The organism is Streptomyces sp. NPDC012888, assembly GCF_042900645.1.
Lineage (GTDB): Bacteria > Actinomycetota > Actinomycetes > Streptomycetales > Streptomycetaceae > Streptomyces.
The window spans coordinates 1-14,611 of the sequence record NZ_JBIBBM010000024.1 but is presented as its reverse complement, the minus strand read 5'-3'; the positions used below and the strand labels follow the sequence as shown (position 1 = coordinate 14,611).

Sequence of the window (14,611 nt, the reverse complement as noted above, 5' to 3'; positions counted from 1 at the left end):
TCCGCGGCGGCCGCCAGGCGGCCGGGCCGGACGGCTGACCGCCGGTCGGCGGACCGCCGCCCGGGGGCCCACCGGTCGGCGGACGGCCGAACGGGCCAGGGGAGTTTCGCGGCCGGGCGCCGCCGGGAACCTGTGTGTCCTGCGTACGGCGAGGCCAGGGCACGGAGGTGCGGAGATCATGTCGACGGGTGACGCGGCGGCGGAGGTTGGCGGGGAGCTGCACGAGATGGTGGCGGCGGTCTCCCGGGGGGCTCCGGAGTACCGGCAGTGCCCGCACCCGGTCTACGCCGCGCTGCGGGAGCGGGCGCCGGTGTGCCGGCTGACCCCGCCGCACGGCATCGACACGTACCTGATCACGCGGTACGACGACGCGCGTGACGCCCTGTCCGACCCGCGGTTCAGCAAGGACATGCACGGCGCCCTCGACACCTACCACGCGGTGTACGGCAGCTTCTTCGACGCCCTCGACGACAACGTGCTGTTCTCCGACCCGCCCCGGCACACCCGGCTGCGCCGGGCCCTGCGGACCGCCTTCGCGCCGCGCCGGGTGGAGGGGATGCGGCCCCGGATCACCGAGGTCACCGAGCGGCTGCTGGGCGCCTGTCGTGGGGCGGGCACGGTCGACCTGATGACCGCGCTCGCGTTCCCGCTGCCGATCACCGTCCTGTGCGACCTGATCGGCATCCCGGAGGGCGACCGGCCGGAGATCCTCGCCCAGTTCTCGGTGGTGACGAGGTCCCGGTTCGACCCGTCGAAGCGGGCGGAGCTGGCGGCCGCCGAGGAGTGGCTCCAGGACCGGCTGGCCCGGCTGATCGCGCAGACCCGCCGGAACCCCTCCGACTCCTTCCTCGGGGACCTCGTCCGGGCGGAGGACGGCCTCGACGACGCGGAGCTGGTCTCCTCGCTGTGGGTGATCTTCTTCGCCGGTCACAAGACGACCGCGTACCAGATCGGCAACTGCGTCCTGGACCTGCTGCTCGACCCCGGCCAGCTGGCGAGGCTGCGGCAGGAGCCGGCGCTGATCCCGGGCGCGGTGGAGGAGATGGTCCGCTTCGAGGGGTCGGTGGAGTCGTCCACGTTCCGTTACGCGGCCGAGGACGCCGAGGTCCGGGGCACCCTGATCCCCAAGGGTTCCCTGGTCCAGATCGCCATCTCCTCGGCGAACCGGGACCCGGAGCGGTTCGACTCCCCCGACGTGCTGGACGTGACCCGGGACGGGATCCAGGGCACCCACCTGGGCTTCGGCCACGGAACGCACTACTGCCTGGGCGCGCCGCTGGCCCGGCTCGAACTGGAGGTCGCGCTGACCTGCCTGCTGCGGGACTTCCCGGAGATGCGGCTGGCGGACCCGGAGCGGAGCGAAGCCGCCTGGCTCAAGGGGCCGGTGGCGGCGTTCCGGGGCCTGGAGCGGCTGGACCTCGTCCTGGAGCCGGCCCCGGCGTCCCGCGCGGGCGGTCCGGCCGCCGGCCCCGACCTGGCCTCCGTGGCCTCAGAACGCTGATCCCCAACCCCGACGGGCGGTGCACCTGGCATGCCGAACTTCCCGAGTAGCTCCGGACCGCGTCTCGCGGGAGCGCCGGAGACGGAACTGCGGATCTCCCCGGTGGGCACGGTGGAGTTCGTGCGCGTGGCCCGCGACGGTCACGCGCCGGCCGCGGAGGAGGCGCACGCGGCCCACCGGAAGATCGACATGCACCACCACTACTGCGCGCCGGAGTGGCGGGAGTGGGCGGAGCGGCTCGGCCTGGTCGACCCCGCGAAGCTGCCGCCGTGGTCGCGGCTGGACACGGACGCCGCGGTGGCGTTCATGGACCGGGCGGGCATCGCGACCGCCGTGCTGAAGCCGATGCTGCCGGCCCGCTACCACTCCACGGCGCAGCTGCGCGAGGCCGTCAACATCACCCTGCAGTCGATGACGGCGACGGCGCAGGCGCATCCGGGGCGGTTCGCCTTCTACGTCCCGCTGTTCCTGGACGATCCGGACGCCTCGTCCTGGGCCGTGCGGCGGGGGCTGGGCCAGCTCGGCGCGGTCGGCGTGAACGTGACGGCCAACTACGGCGGCGTCTACCTCGGGGACTCCTCGTACGACCGGCTGTTCCACGAACTGGACGAGCACGCGGCGGTGGTGGACACGCATCCGCACAACCTGCCCGGCGGCAGGCCGGGGGCGGCGACGGTGCCGGGTGTCCCGAACTTCCTGTGCGACTTCCTGCTGGACACCACGCGGGCCGCGGTCAACATGATCAGCAAGCGGACGCTGGACCGGTTCCCGAACCTCTCGGTGATCCTGCCGCACGCCGGCGGGTTCCTGCCGTACATCGCCAACCGGCTCCAGGCGCTGGGCCGGTTCTGCGACCCGCCGGTCGACCCGGCCGCGGTCCGCGACCACCTGGGGCGGTTCTACTACGACACGGCCGGTCCGATGGCCCCGGCGTCGACGCTGCTGGCGCACGTGCCCGCCGACCACGTGCTGTTCGGGACGGACTGGCCGGCCGCTCCGGCCGACACGGTGGTGGACGTGGCGTTCCCGGCGCTGGACGGCGATCCGGCGTTCACCCCGCAGCAGCTGCAGGGCATCTACCACGACAACGCGCTGCGGCTGATCCCCCAGTTGGCGACCGTCTGACGGCACGGCCCGGCCGGACTCGGCCGGGCCGGGCCGGCGGGGTTCAGCCCAGCGCGGTCGCGGCGGTCCGCAGGTCGGCGAGGAGGCCCTGGTAGGCCTCCTCGCGGTCCCTGGCGCGCAGCACGGCGGAGGGGTGCACGGTGGCCAGCAGCCGCCCGTGCCCGTCCGCGCCGCCGTCTCCGTCACCGCCGCCGGCACCGTCGCCGGCCGCGGGGTCGGTGCCCAGGGCGTCGTAGGCGGGCATCGGGCGGAGCACGCCGCGGTGCTCGCCGACCCGGAAGGAGCCGCCGAGCAGGGCCCGGCCGGCGGTCGCGCCGAGCGCGACGACCAGGTCGGGTTCGATGACGGCGAGCTCCGCCGCCAGCCAGGGACGGCAGGCCTTCATCTCGCGCAGGCTGGGGGGCTTGTGGATGCGGCGCTTGCCGCCCTCCTCGCGCAGGTACTTGAAGTGCTTGACGGCGTTGGTGAGGTAGAGGGGCTCGTCGGCGAGCCCGGCCTCGTCCAGGGCCTTGTGCAGGAGGTTCCCCGCCGGGCCGACGAAGGGGGCGCCGCGGCGGTCCTCCTGGTCGCCGGGCTGTTCGCCGACGAGGACCAGCCGGGCCCGTGGCGGGCCCTCGCCGAACACCGTCTGGGTGGCGGCCGCGAAGAGGGGGCAGCCGCGGCAGCCGGCCGCGGCGCGGCGCAGGGCGTCCAGTCCCCCGGTGTCCGGCAGGTAGGGGCCGGCGTCGTAGCCCGAGCCGTCGGAGCCGTCCATGGGATCACCTTCCTCCGCCGCACCCGTGTCCGGCGGCTACCCCGCGCGGGCGGCCGCAGTCCTCCCGTCGAGCAGGAGCCGGCGTACGGCGTCCTCCACCTCTCCGTGGGTGGCCGGATGCCCGTAGTCGGCGTCCTCGCCCAGCCGGTCCAGGGCCCGCCTGATGGTGACCCCGGCCTCGAACCGCTCCACGACGGCCGGGTTGATGTAGGAGCCGCGGCACACCGCCGGGGTGTTGCCGAGGTAGGTGCTGACCTCCCTGACGGCACGGGCCTCCGCGGCCCGCCGCCGCGTCGGGGAGGCGTCCGCCGCCTTCTCGGACACGGCCAGGGCGACGGCGGCCAGGACGGTGGCGTGCCAGGTCCGGAAGTCCTTGGCGGTGATGTCCGTGCCGGCCTTGCGGCGCAGGTACTCGTTGAGGTCCCCGGCCCGGACGTCGTGCCAGGCCCCGGCCTCCCAGTACGCGAACAGCTGCGTGCCGGAGTCGCGGCGGCGCAGCAGGGCCCGTACGACCTCGTAGGTGGCGGGGTCGACGAGTGCGCGGGTCTGCTGCCGCGCCGACTTGCCCGGAAAGTCGAAGCACACCTCGCCGCGGCGGCAGACGGCGTGTTCCCGCAGCAGCGTGGTCAGGCCGTACGCCTGGTGGTCCCGGCGGTACGAGACCCCGCCGATCCGGAAGAAGCCGAGGTCCAGCAGGCGCGCGGCGCAGGCAAGCACCCGGTCGCGGGTCAGTCCCCGGCCGGCCAGGTCCTCGGCGACGGCCTCGCGCAGGGCGGGCAGCCGGGCGGCCACGTCGAGGACGTGCTCGTGCTTGGCCTCCTCCTGCTTCCGGCGGAAGGCCGGGTGGTAGAGGTACTGGCGGCGGCCGGCGGCGTCGGTGCCCAGGGCCTGGATGTGCCCGTTGGGCCAGGGGCAGATCCACACGTCGGTCCAGGCCGGCGGGATCACCAGGGCGCGGATCCGGGCCCGCTCCTCCGCCGAGGTGACCGGCCGGCCCGCGGCGTCCAGGTAGCGGAAGCCCTTCCCGTGGCGCACCCGGGTCCAGCCGGGGCGGTCGGGGCGGCTCGTGCGCAGCCGCATCGGGCGGTCACCGTCCCTTGCCGAGGTCCGGCAGCATCTCCTGCACCTTGGCTTTGAGGCCCTGCTTGACCAGGTGGGGGTCGCGGCCGCCGCGCCGCAGCAGAGAGGCCGCGGTGGCCTCGATCTGGTCCCACTCGGCGTGCGGCGGGATCGGCGGCACGGCGGGGTCGGTGCGGAAGTCGAGGACGGCGGGGCCGTCCGACGCCAGGGCCGCCCGCCACGCGTCCTCGACGTCGGCGGGGTCGGTGACGCGGATCCCGTCGAGGCCCAGTGACCGCGCGAAGTCGGCGTAGGGGATGTCGGGGAGGGACTGGGAGGCCTCGAACGGCGGGCTGCCGCCGAGGGCCCGCAGCTCCCAGCTGACCTGGTTGAGGTCGCCGTTGTTCCACACCGCGACGACCAGACGGGGGTCGGTCCAACGGTCGGCGTACTTGGCGGCGGTGATCAGCTCGGCCATGCCGTTCATCTGCATGGCCCCGTCGCCGACGAGGGCGATCGCCGGCCGGTCGGGGTGGGCGAACTTGGCGCCGATGGCGTACGGCACGGCGCAGCCCATGGTGGCGAGGGTGCCGGAGAGGCTGCCGCGCATGGTGCCGCGCATGGTCAGGTGCCGGGCGTACCAGTTGGCCACCGAGCCGGAGTCGGCGGTGACGATGGCGTCGTCGGGCAGCAGCCGGTCGAGCGTGTGGGCGACGTACTCGGGGTTGACGGGGTCGGCGGCGAGGGCCGCCCGGCGGGCCATGACCGTGCGCCAGCGCCGGTTGTTCGCGGCGACGGTGTCCCGCCAGCGGCCGTCGGACTTGGGGGTGAGGAGGGGCAGCAGCCGGCGCAGGGTGGCGGCGGCGTCGCCGACCAGGTTGACCTCGTAGGGGTAGCGCAGGCCGATGAGGTGGGGGTCTATGTCGATCTGCACGGCCCGGGCCTGCCCGTACGGGGGCAGGAACTCCGAGTAGGGGAAGTTGGAGCCTACGGTCAGGAGGGTGTCGCAGTCGCGCATCAGCTCGTAGGAGGGCCGGGTGCCGAGGAGGCCGATGGCGCCGGTGACGTAGGGCAGCTCGTCGGACAGGACGTCCTTGCCGAGCAGCGCCTTGGCCACGCCCGCGCCGAGGAGTTCGGCGGTGCGGGCGACCTCGGCGGCCGCCCGGGAGGCGCCCTGGCCGATCAGGATCGCGACGCGTTCGCCGGCGTTGAGGACCTCCGCGGCGCGGGCGACCGAGTCGTCGTCGGGGACCGCCGTCCAGGGGCTCGCGTCCAGGCTGGAGGGGACCATCTTGTGGGCGTGCGCGGGCGGCTCGTACGGGAGGTCCTGGACGTCGTTGGGGAGGATGACGGCGGTGGGGGCGCTGCGGGCGTGGGCGGTGCGCAGGGCCCGGTCCAGGACGTTGGGCAGCTGCTGGGGGACGTTGACGGTCTCCAGGTAGGCGCCGGCGACGTCCTTGAACAGGGCGTGCAGGTCGACTTCCTGCTGGTAGGAGCCGCCCATGGCGCTGCGGTCGGTCTGGCCGACGAGGGCGACGAGGGGCACGTGGTCGAGTTTGGCGTCGTAGAGGCCGTTCAGGAGGTGGACGGCGCCCGGGCCGGAGGTGGCGGCGCACACGCCGGTGCGGCCGGAGAACTTGGCGTATCCGACGGCGGCCAGTGCGGCGGTCTCCTCGTGCCGGGCCTGGAGGAAGCGCGGCCGGTCTCCGGCCCTCTCCCAGGCGGACAGCAGCCCGTTGACGCCGTCGCCGGGGTAGCCGAAGACGTGCTCGACACCCCAGGCGCGCAGCCTTTCGAGGACGTGGTCCGAGACCTTGGCGGCGGCCATCGCGTCGTCTCCTTCGGCAGCGGTCGGTGCCGCGCGCCTGCCCCCGGGCGGCGTGCGGAAACCCCGCCCGGGACGGCTCCGACCGGGGCCGGGTGTGGGATGGTCGAGCCCTGTACCGTCCGCTCCGGGTCCTGACGCAGCGGGCGGCGGGGATCCGGCGGGCACGGTTGTTCGCCCGTCCCTGCGCCGGGAGCTGACCACGGCGCCAGGCCCTGCGCCGGTGGCCGCCGGAGTTCCCCGGGGGGAGCGGGCTGGTGGAGGATGGGTTCGGGCACCGCGAACGGAGGTGAGGCACCGTGGACCCCGAGGTTCCTGGCGAGGAGCACTTCCCCGGCGATCCCCCGCAGTCCGGTGCCGAGGCGCCGCGGGGCCTGTCGGAGGCGTTCGCCGACGCGGTGTCGGGCGTCGCGGGCAGTGAGGTGCCGGCCATGCTGTGCCGCGCGTGTGTGGACCTGCTGGACGTGACCGGGGCGTCGGTCTCGCTGGCCGGCGATCAGGACGCCCGTGCGCTGTGGTGGTCCTCCGACGAGGTGGCCGGGCGGCTCGCCGAGACCCAGTACACCCTGGACGACGGGCCGTGCCAGAGCGCGGTCGCGCTGGCCGCGCCGGTGCTCGCGGCCGACCTGACGGGCGGGCCTGACGCCCGCCGTTGGCCGGTCTTCGCCCAGCAGGCGGTCGAGCTCGGGGTGCGCGCCGTGTTCTCGCTGCCCCTGGGCGGCAGCGGTCTCGCCATCGGTACGCTGGACCTCTACAGGGACTCACCGGGCCCGCTCTCGGAGCGGGACCAGTCCTTCGCCTTCCCCGCCGCCGACGCGATCACCACGGCACTGCTGGCCCTCCAGGCGCAGGAGGAACCGGATGGCGGACAACCCGCGAGCTGGCTGGACAAGGCGGAGACCGACCACGAGGAAGTCCACCAGGCCACTGGAATGATCATGGTGCACCTCGGGGTGGACCCCCAGCAGGCACTGGCTCGTCTGCGCGCCCACGCCTTCGCCCACGGCCGGACCGTGAGCGAGGCGGCGCTCGACGTCATCGCCGGCAGGATCAGATTCCGTGACTAGACCCGCCCCCACGGCCGGACCAGAGCGGGGAAACGGTGCCACGGCATGAACCGCGAACAGCCCGTCATCGAGGCGTTCGTCAGCCACGGCGACACCGCGGCCGGCGACGTCGACCCGCTCACCCTGCTGCGCCGACTGGTCGGACACCGCGTGGAGCTCAGGGAGGAACGCGGCCGGCGTCACGCTGGTCAACGCGCGGTACTGGCGGACGGGGCGTGACGCGGGCCGTCGCCGTCCCCCGGGGGGCGGCGACGGCCCTACGGCCGCCACGGCCCGGGCTCAGTCGCCCCGGGGGCCGTGCCATTCGGTGCGGTCCTTGCGCGGGTCGTCCGGGTCCGGGCGCTTCTCGGGCCGGTCGAGGCGGCTCGCCTCGTCCGTGTCGGCGGCCCGGGTCCTGCGTTCCGCACCGCGCGCGCGTCCGGCACGCTCCGCGTGCGGCTTGCGGCGCTCCGCGTCCTGTCCGTGGTCGTCCAGCGGCACTCCGCCGGCACCACCCTGGTCCTCCATGGCGACCTCCCGCCGTACTGGGCTGGCCCCCCGCCTCCCGGCGGCTGCCCGCAGATCGCGGGCCGAAACCCGGCTGCCGGGCCGTCCCCCCGGGTAGACGCAGGCGAGCACACCGCCATCGGCGGGGAGGAGGTCGTCATGGAGCAGGAATTCCGGGTCCGGGTGCGGAACTACGGCCCCACCGTGCACGTGACGGCGGCCGGGGAGCTCGACCACGAGGCGGGCGCGGCCTTCGCCCCCGCCGTGGAGGCCCTCGTCCCGGGTACCACGGTGGTGGTCTGGGACATGCGGCACGTCACGTTCATGGACTGCGCCGGTCTGGGCCACCTCCTCGACTTCCAGTCCCTCGCGGAGGGCCGCGGCACGGCCGTCTTCACGTACGACTGGCAGTCCGGGCCGCTCCGCCTGCTGGAGCTCGTCGACCGCCTCCCCCTGCCCCCGCCGGGCCGCGCCGGCGACCGCACCGCCGCCTCCCGGCTGCTGCGGCGCACCCTGAGCGGCCGGGCCGGCGCGCAGCGGGACCGCGGCGCCGGAACCGTGGTCAGGCGAGGTGCAGGGCCAGTACGCAGGTGTCGTCCCGCCGCTGGCCGTGTGGCATGAGCCGGGACAGCATGGCGGGCAGACCGCCCGTCCCCCGGCCGCCGTACGTGGCCCGGGCCGCCTCCGCGAGCCGCTGCAGGCCCGCGTCGAGGTGCTCGCTCGGCTTCTCCACCAGGCCGTCGGTGTAGAACACGAGATGGTCCCCGCCCCGCAGCCGCAGCCGGGCCTCGGTGTACCGCGGCTCGCGGGTGGCGCCCAGCAGGATGCCCTCCGGCGGGCTGAGGAACTCGCTCCCGCCGTCCCGCACCAGCAGCGGCGGCGGGTGGCCCGCCTGCACCCAGGAGAGACGCTGCTCCACCGGGTCGTACCGGGCGAGGATCAGGGTGGCCGTGCCGTACTGGCTGTCCGCGGTGTGCAGCAGCAGGGTGTTCAGGCGGTGCAGCGCCTCCGTCAGCGGCGAGCCGGTGACCACCATGCCCTTGGCGGTGAACCGGAGCTGCGCCATGGTGGCGACCGCGTCCAGGCCGTGCCCGGCCACGTCGCCGACCACGAACAGGGCGTGCCCGCCGGGGAGTTCGATGGCGCTGTACCAGTCCCCGCCCACGTTGACTCCGCTGCCCTCGGCCGGCAGGTAGGCGACCTCGACGTCCAGGCCGGCCAGGCGCATGGACCGCTCGGCGATCGGCAGCAGCGCGTGCTGGAGCCGGCGGGCGAGGTTGCGTTCGGCCTGGAGCATGCCCTGCTGGACCACGCGGGCGCGTTCGCTCTCGACGAGTTCGAGCTCGGCCTGCCGCTGGGCGGTGAGGTCCTGGAAGAAGCCGTGCACCTCGACGGGCGCCCCGTCGGCGTCGGTGTCCGCCTCGGCGACGATGCGGACGTGCCGCACCCCCTCACCGGTCAGGACGCGGAAGGTGTGGTCGATGGGTGCGCACGCGCCGAGCAGCCGCCGGACCTCCTCCGCCAGGGCCGGCAGGTCGTCCGGCATGAGGTGCAGGGGCAGTTCCTCCAGCCGCATGGGTCCGGCCGCGGGGTCCCGGCGGAAGATGCCGTAGACCTCGTCGGACCAGACGACCGTTCCGGCGGTGAGGTTCCAGTGCGCCCAGCCGAGCTTGCCCAGGCGCTGGAGGACGGCGAGGCGGTGCTCCTGGCGGGCCTCGTCGTCGTGCCGGACCCAGGAGGCGACGAGCCGGCCGTGCCAGGGGACGGCCTGCCCCGAGTACGTGGCGGTGCCGGGCACCCCTGAGTCGATCCCCTGGTAGGTGAAGGGCTCGCAGGCGTACGGGGTTCCGGTGGCCAGGGCGTCGAGGTAGCCCTGCCAGAGCGGGGTGTCGACGATGGTGGGGTAGCTCTCCAGGACGCGCAGGCCGACGAGTTCCTTGCCGCGCCGGCCGGAGAGGTCCACGGCGTCGGGGGCGGCGGCGTCGATCCGGAAGTCCTCGACGGCCCCGTCGTCGGTGCGGACCGGGGTGAGCAGGACCGCCGACCCCGGAAGGGCCGTGAACAGGTCCCGCACCAGGTCGAGATCGGGGTCCCGGTCACGGAGTTCCCCGGACTCCACGGTGTGCAGCGCGGCCGCGCACACTTCGGCGGCGCGGGCCAGCAGCTCCCGGGCGGCCTCGGTGAAGGGGCCGTGTCCGGTGCACAGCACACCGACGGCCATGGTGGCCCCGGGCCCCGCGGGTACGGGGAACCAGGCGCGGCACGGCCACCGGCCGGGGGCGCCGACGACCATGTAGCGGCCGGCGTCCTGCGCCGGGTCCTCCAGCCAGACGGGCGTTCCGGTGGCCATCGCCTCGGCCGGGGCGAAGCGCGCCACGGGCGGCACGTGGCGCCACTGCTCGGTGAGCCGGGGTTCCATGCCGGCCGCGGCCCACAGTTCCAGGCCGGTCCCGGGAGTGCGGTGGTAGACCATCACGGCGTCCGCGCCCACCGCGTCCCGCAGGTGTCTCCTGAGGCAGGCGGCGACGGCCGGGGCGGTGTGCGCCCCGGCCAGGTCGGCGGCGAGCGCGGCCAGGACCTCGTCGGGTTCCCGGCCGCGGGGGGCCGGCCCGTTGCGGGCCAGGTAGGTGCGGACCCGGAACGCCGAGCCGGGCGGCTCCTGCCCCGGCTGCCCGGCGGGGCGGGCGGGCGGCGCTCCGCGCGGGTGGACCTCGCCCAGGACGGCCCAGCACTCCTCCAGGAGCGTCCGGTCGTGCTCGTCGGCGCGGCGCAGCAGTTCGTCGTAGGCGGCGGACGCGGGAAGCCGCCCGGAGGCCATGAGGACGCCCTTGGCCCGCTCCAGCACGGCGGCGGCCGCGGCCGTGTCCTCCAGCTCGGCCACCCGGTCGCGCAGCCTGGAGACGGTCTTGGCCAGCGCCAGGAGTTCCGGCGCCTGCTCGTCCCCGCCTCGCACGCTCCTCATGGTTCGAGCATGGCACGACTCGGCCCGGACGCAGCCGGTGCGGTCTCAGCCATCGAACCCGTCCAGGGCCGAGCTCAGGCCGGGGGCCAGCCTCAGCACCGTGTCCGCGCCGGTGACGTGCAGGATCTGGCCGAAACCGGACGGCACCGGCCCGGCGATGACCAGGGGCCCGGCGGCGTGCGCCCGGAGCAGCACGTGGAGGAGGGCGGAGTCGCCGAATTCGAGGGAGCTGATGTCGACCACGCGGCGGCGGCCGGCGCGGGCGCCGTCGGCCAGCACCCGGGCGACCTCGGACACCGAGTCGGCGTCGACCTCTCCCGAAAGCAGGACCACCTGGGTCCCGGACCGGTCGGGCAACACCCTGACCTGGGGGTTCTCCGACCGTGGTTCGTCTTGCATGAAGCGCCGCCCTGTGCCGGGGACTTTCCTCGATGGTCGCACGGGCGGCCCGCCCGCGTTCTTTCGGCGATGATGCCGGTGAGGCCCCGTCACCGGGCGCGGGCCGGTCGGAAGGGTCCGGATGGCGCGAGCGGAGGTCCGTCTGGTGCCGGCGTCGGCCGGCGCGGCCCGCCGGGCCGCCGCGCGGTGCCTGCGGCGGGCCGGGGTGACCGGTACCGCGGTGACCGACGCGGTGCTGCTGGTGGTGACCGAGCTGGTGACCAACGCTCAGCGGCACGCCGGCGGTGTGACCGGGCTGACGCTGCGCGTGACGCGGGACCGGGTGGAGCTGACCGTACGGGACGCCGGCCCGGCGTTCCCCGGCGGCGGCCCGGATCGGGTGGAGCCCTTCCGCAAGGTCGGACTCCAGCTCATCGCGCACCTGTCGACCGGGGTGACGGTCACACCCGGCGACGGCGGCAAGGCGATCACGGCGACCGTGTCGCTGACGGCGCCCGCCGGAGGCAGCGCCCCGGCTTCCCGCGGCTAGGCGGCGGCCGCGGGCCGTGGGGTCAGGCCGCGCCGAGGAGCCGCTGGGCGGCCGCGACCGCCTCCGTCGCCGTGGGGCGGCCCATCAGCACGCAGAGGGTGTACGTGGCGTCCTCCATCGCCCGGCGGGCCTCGAGGTCCCCCGGCGCCCCCTGCAGCCGCTTGCGGCAGACCCGGAAGCGGGCCAGCACCTCTTCGGTGCGCGCCCGGTTGGGCACCAGGCCCGGCGGGAAGGGGCGCACGGTGTCCTGCTCGGCGGGCGTCCTGGCCGCCCGCACCGCCCGCCGCAGGGCCCGCTCCAGGCGCGCCGGCAGCGGCACCTCCTCGGTCCGCGCGACCAGGGCGGCCGCGGCCTCCGGCACCGGGACGCCCGCCTTCGCCGCCGCGACCGCGAGGATCCGCTGGGCCTGGCGGGCCGAGCAGGGGGTGGCCGCCATCAGCATGCCCACCGCCCGCGCCTCGGTGGGGTCCCCCGCCAGCGGCGCCCGGCGGGCCCTCGACTCCGGTTCCGGCGCAGGGGTATCAGCATGTCCAGGGGACTGACGAATAGCAGGAGGCAACACGGGATCACCCACTCAAGGCAAGGCTGGAGAAACGATGACGCACAGTATGGAAGGTATGCCCGCCCGTGTTGGCTTCGGCACGCGCCAACTGCCGTTTTCCTGGCGGCTTCACCCCCGCCGGTTCCCGCGGCACCGGCGCAGCGGGTGGCGGCGCAGGACCGCCCGCGCCGCGTTGGCCCCCGGGGCTCCGTGGACCCCGCCGCCCGGGTGGGCCGAGGCGGAGGCGAGGAAGAGCCCGGGGACCGGGGTCTCGGGCCGCCCCGCGCCGGGGACCGGCCGGAACAGCAGCTGCTGGTGGAGGGCCGCGGTGCCCCCGTTGATGGCGCCGTCGTAGAGGTTGGCGTCCATCGCCTCCATCGTCGGCGGGGCCAGCACGCGACGGGCGACCACGGCGGCCCTGAACCCCGGTGCGTGCCGCTCGACGACCTCCTCCATCCGGTCGGCCATGGCCTCGGCGTCGGCGCCGGTCCAGCGGCCGCTCAGGCCCTGCCCGCCGGCGTCGCCGCGGACGTGGTGCGGGAGGTGCGTGTACGCCCAGGCCGACTCGGTGCCGGCGGGCGAGCGGGTGGCGTCGGCCGCGGTCATCTGGCCCAGGATCAGGAAGGGCCGGGCCGGCACCAGCCCCATGGCGAGCTGCGCCGCGTACTCGGTGAGGCCGTCCATGCCGTCGGCGAGGTGGACGGTGCCGGCGGTGGCCGCCGGGCGGGCGGTCCACGGCACCGGGGAGTCCAGCGCCCAGTCCACCTTGAAGGTGGCGTAGTCCCACTGGAACCGCCTCAGGTCGCGCAACAGCCGGTCGGGCAAGTGGCGTTCGTCGACGAGCCGGCCGTACAACGCCGGCGCGGAGACGTCGGCGACCACGGCCCGCCGGGCCGGCACCGCCTCGCCGGCGGCCGTGCGCACCCCGACCGCCCGCCCGCCCCGTACGACCACCTCCACGGCGGGGGTGGAGCAGCGCACGGCGCCGCCCCGGCGCTCCAGCCGCCGGACCAGCGCGGCCGTCAACTCGCCCGCGCCGCCCACCGGTACGGGGAAGCCGTGGTGCTGGCCCAGCATGGTCATGAGCCAGCCGTAGCCACCGCTGCCGCTCGCCTCGGGCGGCAGGTCGGCGTGCAGGGCGTTGCCGGCGAGCAGCAAGCCGGCGGCCCCGCCGTGGAACTCCTCCTCGGCGAGGCGGCGTACGGGCAGGACCAGGCGACGGGCCAGGCCCAGGCCGCCCGCCTTCCGGACGGCGGCCAGCAGCCGGACCGCGGGCAGGACCGGCGGGAACGGGGTGAACAGGGCGCGCACGATGCCGTCGCCGAGCCGCTGCCAGACCTCGCACAGCGCCGTCCACGCCTCGCCGTCACCCGCCGCGTACTCCTCCAGCCGGGCAGCGGTGTCCTCCGGGCGGCGCTCCAGTACGGCGCACTGCCCGCCGGGCATCGGGTGGGCCAGCACCCGGGGGGCGTCGCTCCAGCGCAGCCCCTCCCGTTCCAGGTGCAGGCCGGCGATGACCGGCGAGGCCGCGGCCAGCGGGTAGAAGGCGCTGAACAGGTCGCTGACGTAGTCGGGATGGACGCCCCGGTCGCTGCGCACGGCACCGCCCGGTTCCGGCTGGGCCTCCAGGACCTCCACGCTCCAGCCCGCGTCGGCGAGCAGGTTGGCGGCGACGAGGCCGTTGGGGCCCGCTCCGATGACGACCGCGTCGGGCATGACGTCTCCTCAGCCTCCTTGGCCTACCGGCTCGGTCCGCGAGCCGGCGGTCCTCTCGACCACCTTGGCGAGGCGGGCCAGCATGTCGCGGTGACGTAGCTGGATCAGGGCGTCGAAGAACGAGTTGTGCAGGGCTCCGCCCAGGCCGCGCAGCGGATGCTCGTCGGCGATCACCAGGGCCTCCTCGCCCCACTGCCGGACCTCCAGGGCCACCCGGGCGGTGCCCAGCGGACCGGCCTTGATCTCCAGTTCGAGCTCGTGCGGGGCGCGGACCCGCCGGACCACGGAGTGGCCGGAGGCCTCCCAGGGGCCCAGCCGGACGGTGTACTCGATGGCGGAGCCGAGCTCCGGCCACCGTCCGCGGGCCACGTGCGACTCCGCGGTGCCGACGACCCAGTCGCCGTAGCGGGTGCCGTCCGCCAGGACGGCCCACACCTCGGACGGGGTCGCGTGGATCAGCTGGTGCCGTACGGCCATGGTTCCTCCCGGGGAGTGCCGGAACGGTCGGAGGGGGGTGGGGCGGGCGCCCCCACCCGGGGTGGGGGCGCCGGGGGGGGGGGGGGCCCCCCCCCCCCCGGGGGGCGGGCCCGGGGGGGGGGGGGGCGCGGCCCCCCCCCCCCCCCCCCGCCCGCCCCCCCCCCGCGGCG

15 protein-coding genes are annotated in these 14,611 nt (G+C 75.6%); 6 read left to right on the top strand and 9 right to left on the bottom strand.

The features are described 5' to 3' along the window. Positions 1–178: 178 nt before the first annotated feature. Together ACFY61_RS31075 and ACFY61_RS31070 are read left to right on the top strand one after the other, a co-directional pair. Positions 179–1,501, top strand: a complete 1,323-nt coding sequence (locus ACFY61_RS31075; RefSeq protein ID WP_389477592.1) for a cytochrome P450 — start codon at positions 179–181, stop codon at positions 1,499–1,501. Positions 1,502–1,531: 30 nt separating this feature from the next. Further along, the gene (locus ACFY61_RS31070; RefSeq protein ID WP_389477590.1) at positions 1,532–2,626 is read left to right on the top strand and encodes an amidohydrolase family protein; all 1,095 of its coding nucleotides are present in this window, start codon (positions 1,532–1,534) and stop codon (positions 2,624–2,626) included. A 43-nt stretch (positions 2,627–2,669) separates the two neighbouring features. On the opposite strand, the gene ACFY61_RS31065 is transcribed toward ACFY61_RS31070, so the two are convergent. The 3 genes from ACFY61_RS31065 to ACFY61_RS31055 are packed head-to-tail and all read right to left on the bottom strand — an operon-like array spanning position 2,670 to position 6,267. Further along, entirely contained in the window at positions 2,670–3,380 is a 711-nt protein-coding gene (locus ACFY61_RS31065; RefSeq protein WP_389477588.1) for a UdgX family uracil-DNA binding protein, read from the bottom strand. Between the two features lie 36 nt (positions 3,381–3,416). Further along, on the bottom strand, positions 3,417–4,460 hold the full coding sequence (locus tag ACFY61_RS31060; protein WP_389477586.1) for a DNA topoisomerase IB: 1,044 nt from the start codon (positions 4,458–4,460) through the stop codon (positions 3,417–3,419). 7 nt (positions 4,461–4,467) lie between these two features. After that, complete coding sequence (locus ACFY61_RS31055) at positions 4,468–6,267, bottom strand: thiamine pyrophosphate-requiring protein (RefSeq protein WP_389477584.1); 1,800 nt, start codon at positions 6,265–6,267, stop codon at positions 4,468–4,470. 296 nt (positions 6,268–6,563) lie between these two features. On the opposite strand from ACFY61_RS31055, the gene ACFY61_RS31050 reads away from it, so the two are divergent. Beyond that, a complete protein-coding gene (locus ACFY61_RS31050) occupies positions 6,564–7,331 on the top strand; it encodes an ANTAR domain-containing protein (protein WP_389477581.1) in 768 nt (255 codons plus the stop codon). 45 nt (positions 7,332–7,376) lie between these two features. Next, positions 7,377–7,550: a hypothetical protein gene (locus ACFY61_RS31045; protein WP_389477578.1), complete on the top strand. Its 174-nt coding sequence runs from the start codon at positions 7,377–7,379 to the stop codon at positions 7,548–7,550. A gap of 60 nt (positions 7,551–7,610) precedes the next feature. Here ACFY61_RS31045 and ACFY61_RS31040 read toward each other — a convergent pair whose 3' ends face one another. After that, positions 7,611–7,838 carry a hypothetical protein gene (locus tag ACFY61_RS31040; protein WP_389477576.1) on the bottom strand — a complete coding sequence of 76 codons (228 nt, stop codon included), beginning with the start codon at positions 7,836–7,838 and terminating at the stop codon, positions 7,611–7,613. Between the two features lie 138 nt (positions 7,839–7,976). Here ACFY61_RS31040 and ACFY61_RS31035 point away from each other — a divergent pair, with 138 nt between their 5' ends. Further along, positions 7,977–8,438 carry an STAS domain-containing protein gene (locus ACFY61_RS31035; protein ID WP_389477573.1) on the top strand — a complete coding sequence of 154 codons (462 nt, stop codon included), beginning with the start codon at positions 7,977–7,979 and terminating at the stop codon, positions 8,436–8,438. Here ACFY61_RS31035 and ACFY61_RS31030 read toward each other — a convergent pair. Further along, on the bottom strand, positions 8,380–10,779 hold the full coding sequence (locus tag ACFY61_RS31030; RefSeq protein WP_389477571.1) for a SpoIIE family protein phosphatase: 2,400 nt from the start codon (positions 10,777–10,779) through the stop codon (positions 8,380–8,382). The genes ACFY61_RS31035 and ACFY61_RS31030 overlap by 59 nt on opposite strands. A 45-nt stretch (positions 10,780–10,824) precedes the next feature. Continuing rightward, on the bottom strand, positions 10,825–11,178 hold the full coding sequence (locus tag ACFY61_RS31025) for an STAS domain-containing protein (RefSeq protein WP_389477569.1): 354 nt from the start codon (positions 11,176–11,178) through the stop codon (positions 10,825–10,827). 121 nt (positions 11,179–11,299) lie between these two features. On the opposite strand from ACFY61_RS31025, the gene ACFY61_RS31020 reads away from it, so the two are divergent. Further along, positions 11,300–11,707: an ATP-binding protein gene (locus tag ACFY61_RS31020; RefSeq protein WP_389477566.1), complete on the top strand. Its 408-nt coding sequence runs from the start codon at positions 11,300–11,302 to the stop codon at positions 11,705–11,707. Positions 11,708–11,729: 22 nt separating this feature from the next. On the opposite strand, the gene ACFY61_RS31015 is transcribed toward ACFY61_RS31020, so the two are convergent. From ACFY61_RS31015 to ACFY61_RS31005, 3 genes are all read right to left on the bottom strand, one after another. Further along, positions 11,730–12,149, bottom strand: coding sequence for a DUF5133 domain-containing protein (locus tag ACFY61_RS31015; protein ID WP_389477728.1), 420 nt, complete (start codon positions 12,147–12,149; stop codon positions 11,730–11,732). 228 nt (positions 12,150–12,377) lie between these two features. Beyond that, positions 12,378–13,964 carry a phytoene desaturase family protein gene (locus ACFY61_RS31010; protein WP_389477564.1) on the bottom strand — a complete coding sequence of 529 codons (1,587 nt, stop codon included), beginning with the start codon at positions 13,962–13,964 and terminating at the stop codon, positions 12,378–12,380. Positions 13,965–13,973: 9 nt separating this feature from the next. Then, on the bottom strand, positions 13,974–14,441 hold the full coding sequence (locus ACFY61_RS31005) for an SRPBCC family protein (RefSeq protein ID WP_389477562.1): 468 nt from the start codon (positions 14,439–14,441) through the stop codon (positions 13,974–13,976). Positions 14,442–14,611: the final 170 nt, after the last annotated feature.

Coding starts and splice junctions, on each gene's coding strand:
- ACFY61_RS31075 (WP_389477592.1), top strand. CDS start 179: ATGTCGACGGGTGACGCGGCGGCGGAGGTTGGCGGGGAGCTGCACGAG.
- ACFY61_RS31070 (WP_389477590.1), top strand. CDS start 1,532: ATGCCGAACTTCCCGAGTAGCTCCGGACCGCGTCTCGCGGGAGCGCCG.
- ACFY61_RS31065 (WP_389477588.1), bottom strand. CDS start 3,380: ATGGACGGCTCCGACGGCTCGGGCTACGACGCCGGCCCCTACCTGCCG.
- ACFY61_RS31060 (WP_389477586.1), bottom strand. CDS start 4,460: ATGCGGCTGCGCACGAGCCGCCCCGACCGCCCCGGCTGGACCCGGGTG.
- ACFY61_RS31055 (WP_389477584.1), bottom strand. CDS start 6,267: ATGGCCGCCGCCAAGGTCTCGGACCACGTCCTCGAAAGGCTGCGCGCC.
- ACFY61_RS31045 (WP_389477578.1), top strand. CDS start 7,377: ATGAACCGCGAACAGCCCGTCATCGAGGCGTTCGTCAGCCACGGCGAC.
- ACFY61_RS31040 (WP_389477576.1), bottom strand. CDS start 7,838: ATGGAGGACCAGGGTGGTGCCGGCGGAGTGCCGCTGGACGACCACGGA.
- ACFY61_RS31035 (WP_389477573.1), top strand. CDS start 7,977: ATGGAGCAGGAATTCCGGGTCCGGGTGCGGAACTACGGCCCCACCGTG.
- ACFY61_RS31030 (WP_389477571.1), bottom strand. CDS start 10,779: ATGAGGAGCGTGCGAGGCGGGGACGAGCAGGCGCCGGAACTCCTGGCG.
- ACFY61_RS31025 (WP_389477569.1), bottom strand. CDS start 11,178: ATGCAAGACGAACCACGGTCGGAGAACCCCCAGGTCAGGGTGTTGCCC.
- ACFY61_RS31020 (WP_389477566.1), top strand. CDS start 11,300: ATGGCGCGAGCGGAGGTCCGTCTGGTGCCGGCGTCGGCCGGCGCGGCC.
- ACFY61_RS31015 (WP_389477728.1), bottom strand. CDS start 12,149: ATGCTGATGGCGGCCACCCCCTGCTCGGCCCGCCAGGCCCAGCGGATC.
- ACFY61_RS31010 (WP_389477564.1), bottom strand. CDS start 13,964: ATGCCCGACGCGGTCGTCATCGGAGCGGGCCCCAACGGCCTCGTCGCC.
- ACFY61_RS31005 (WP_389477562.1), bottom strand. CDS start 14,441: ATGGCCGTACGGCACCAGCTGATCCACGCGACCCCGTCCGAGGTGTGG.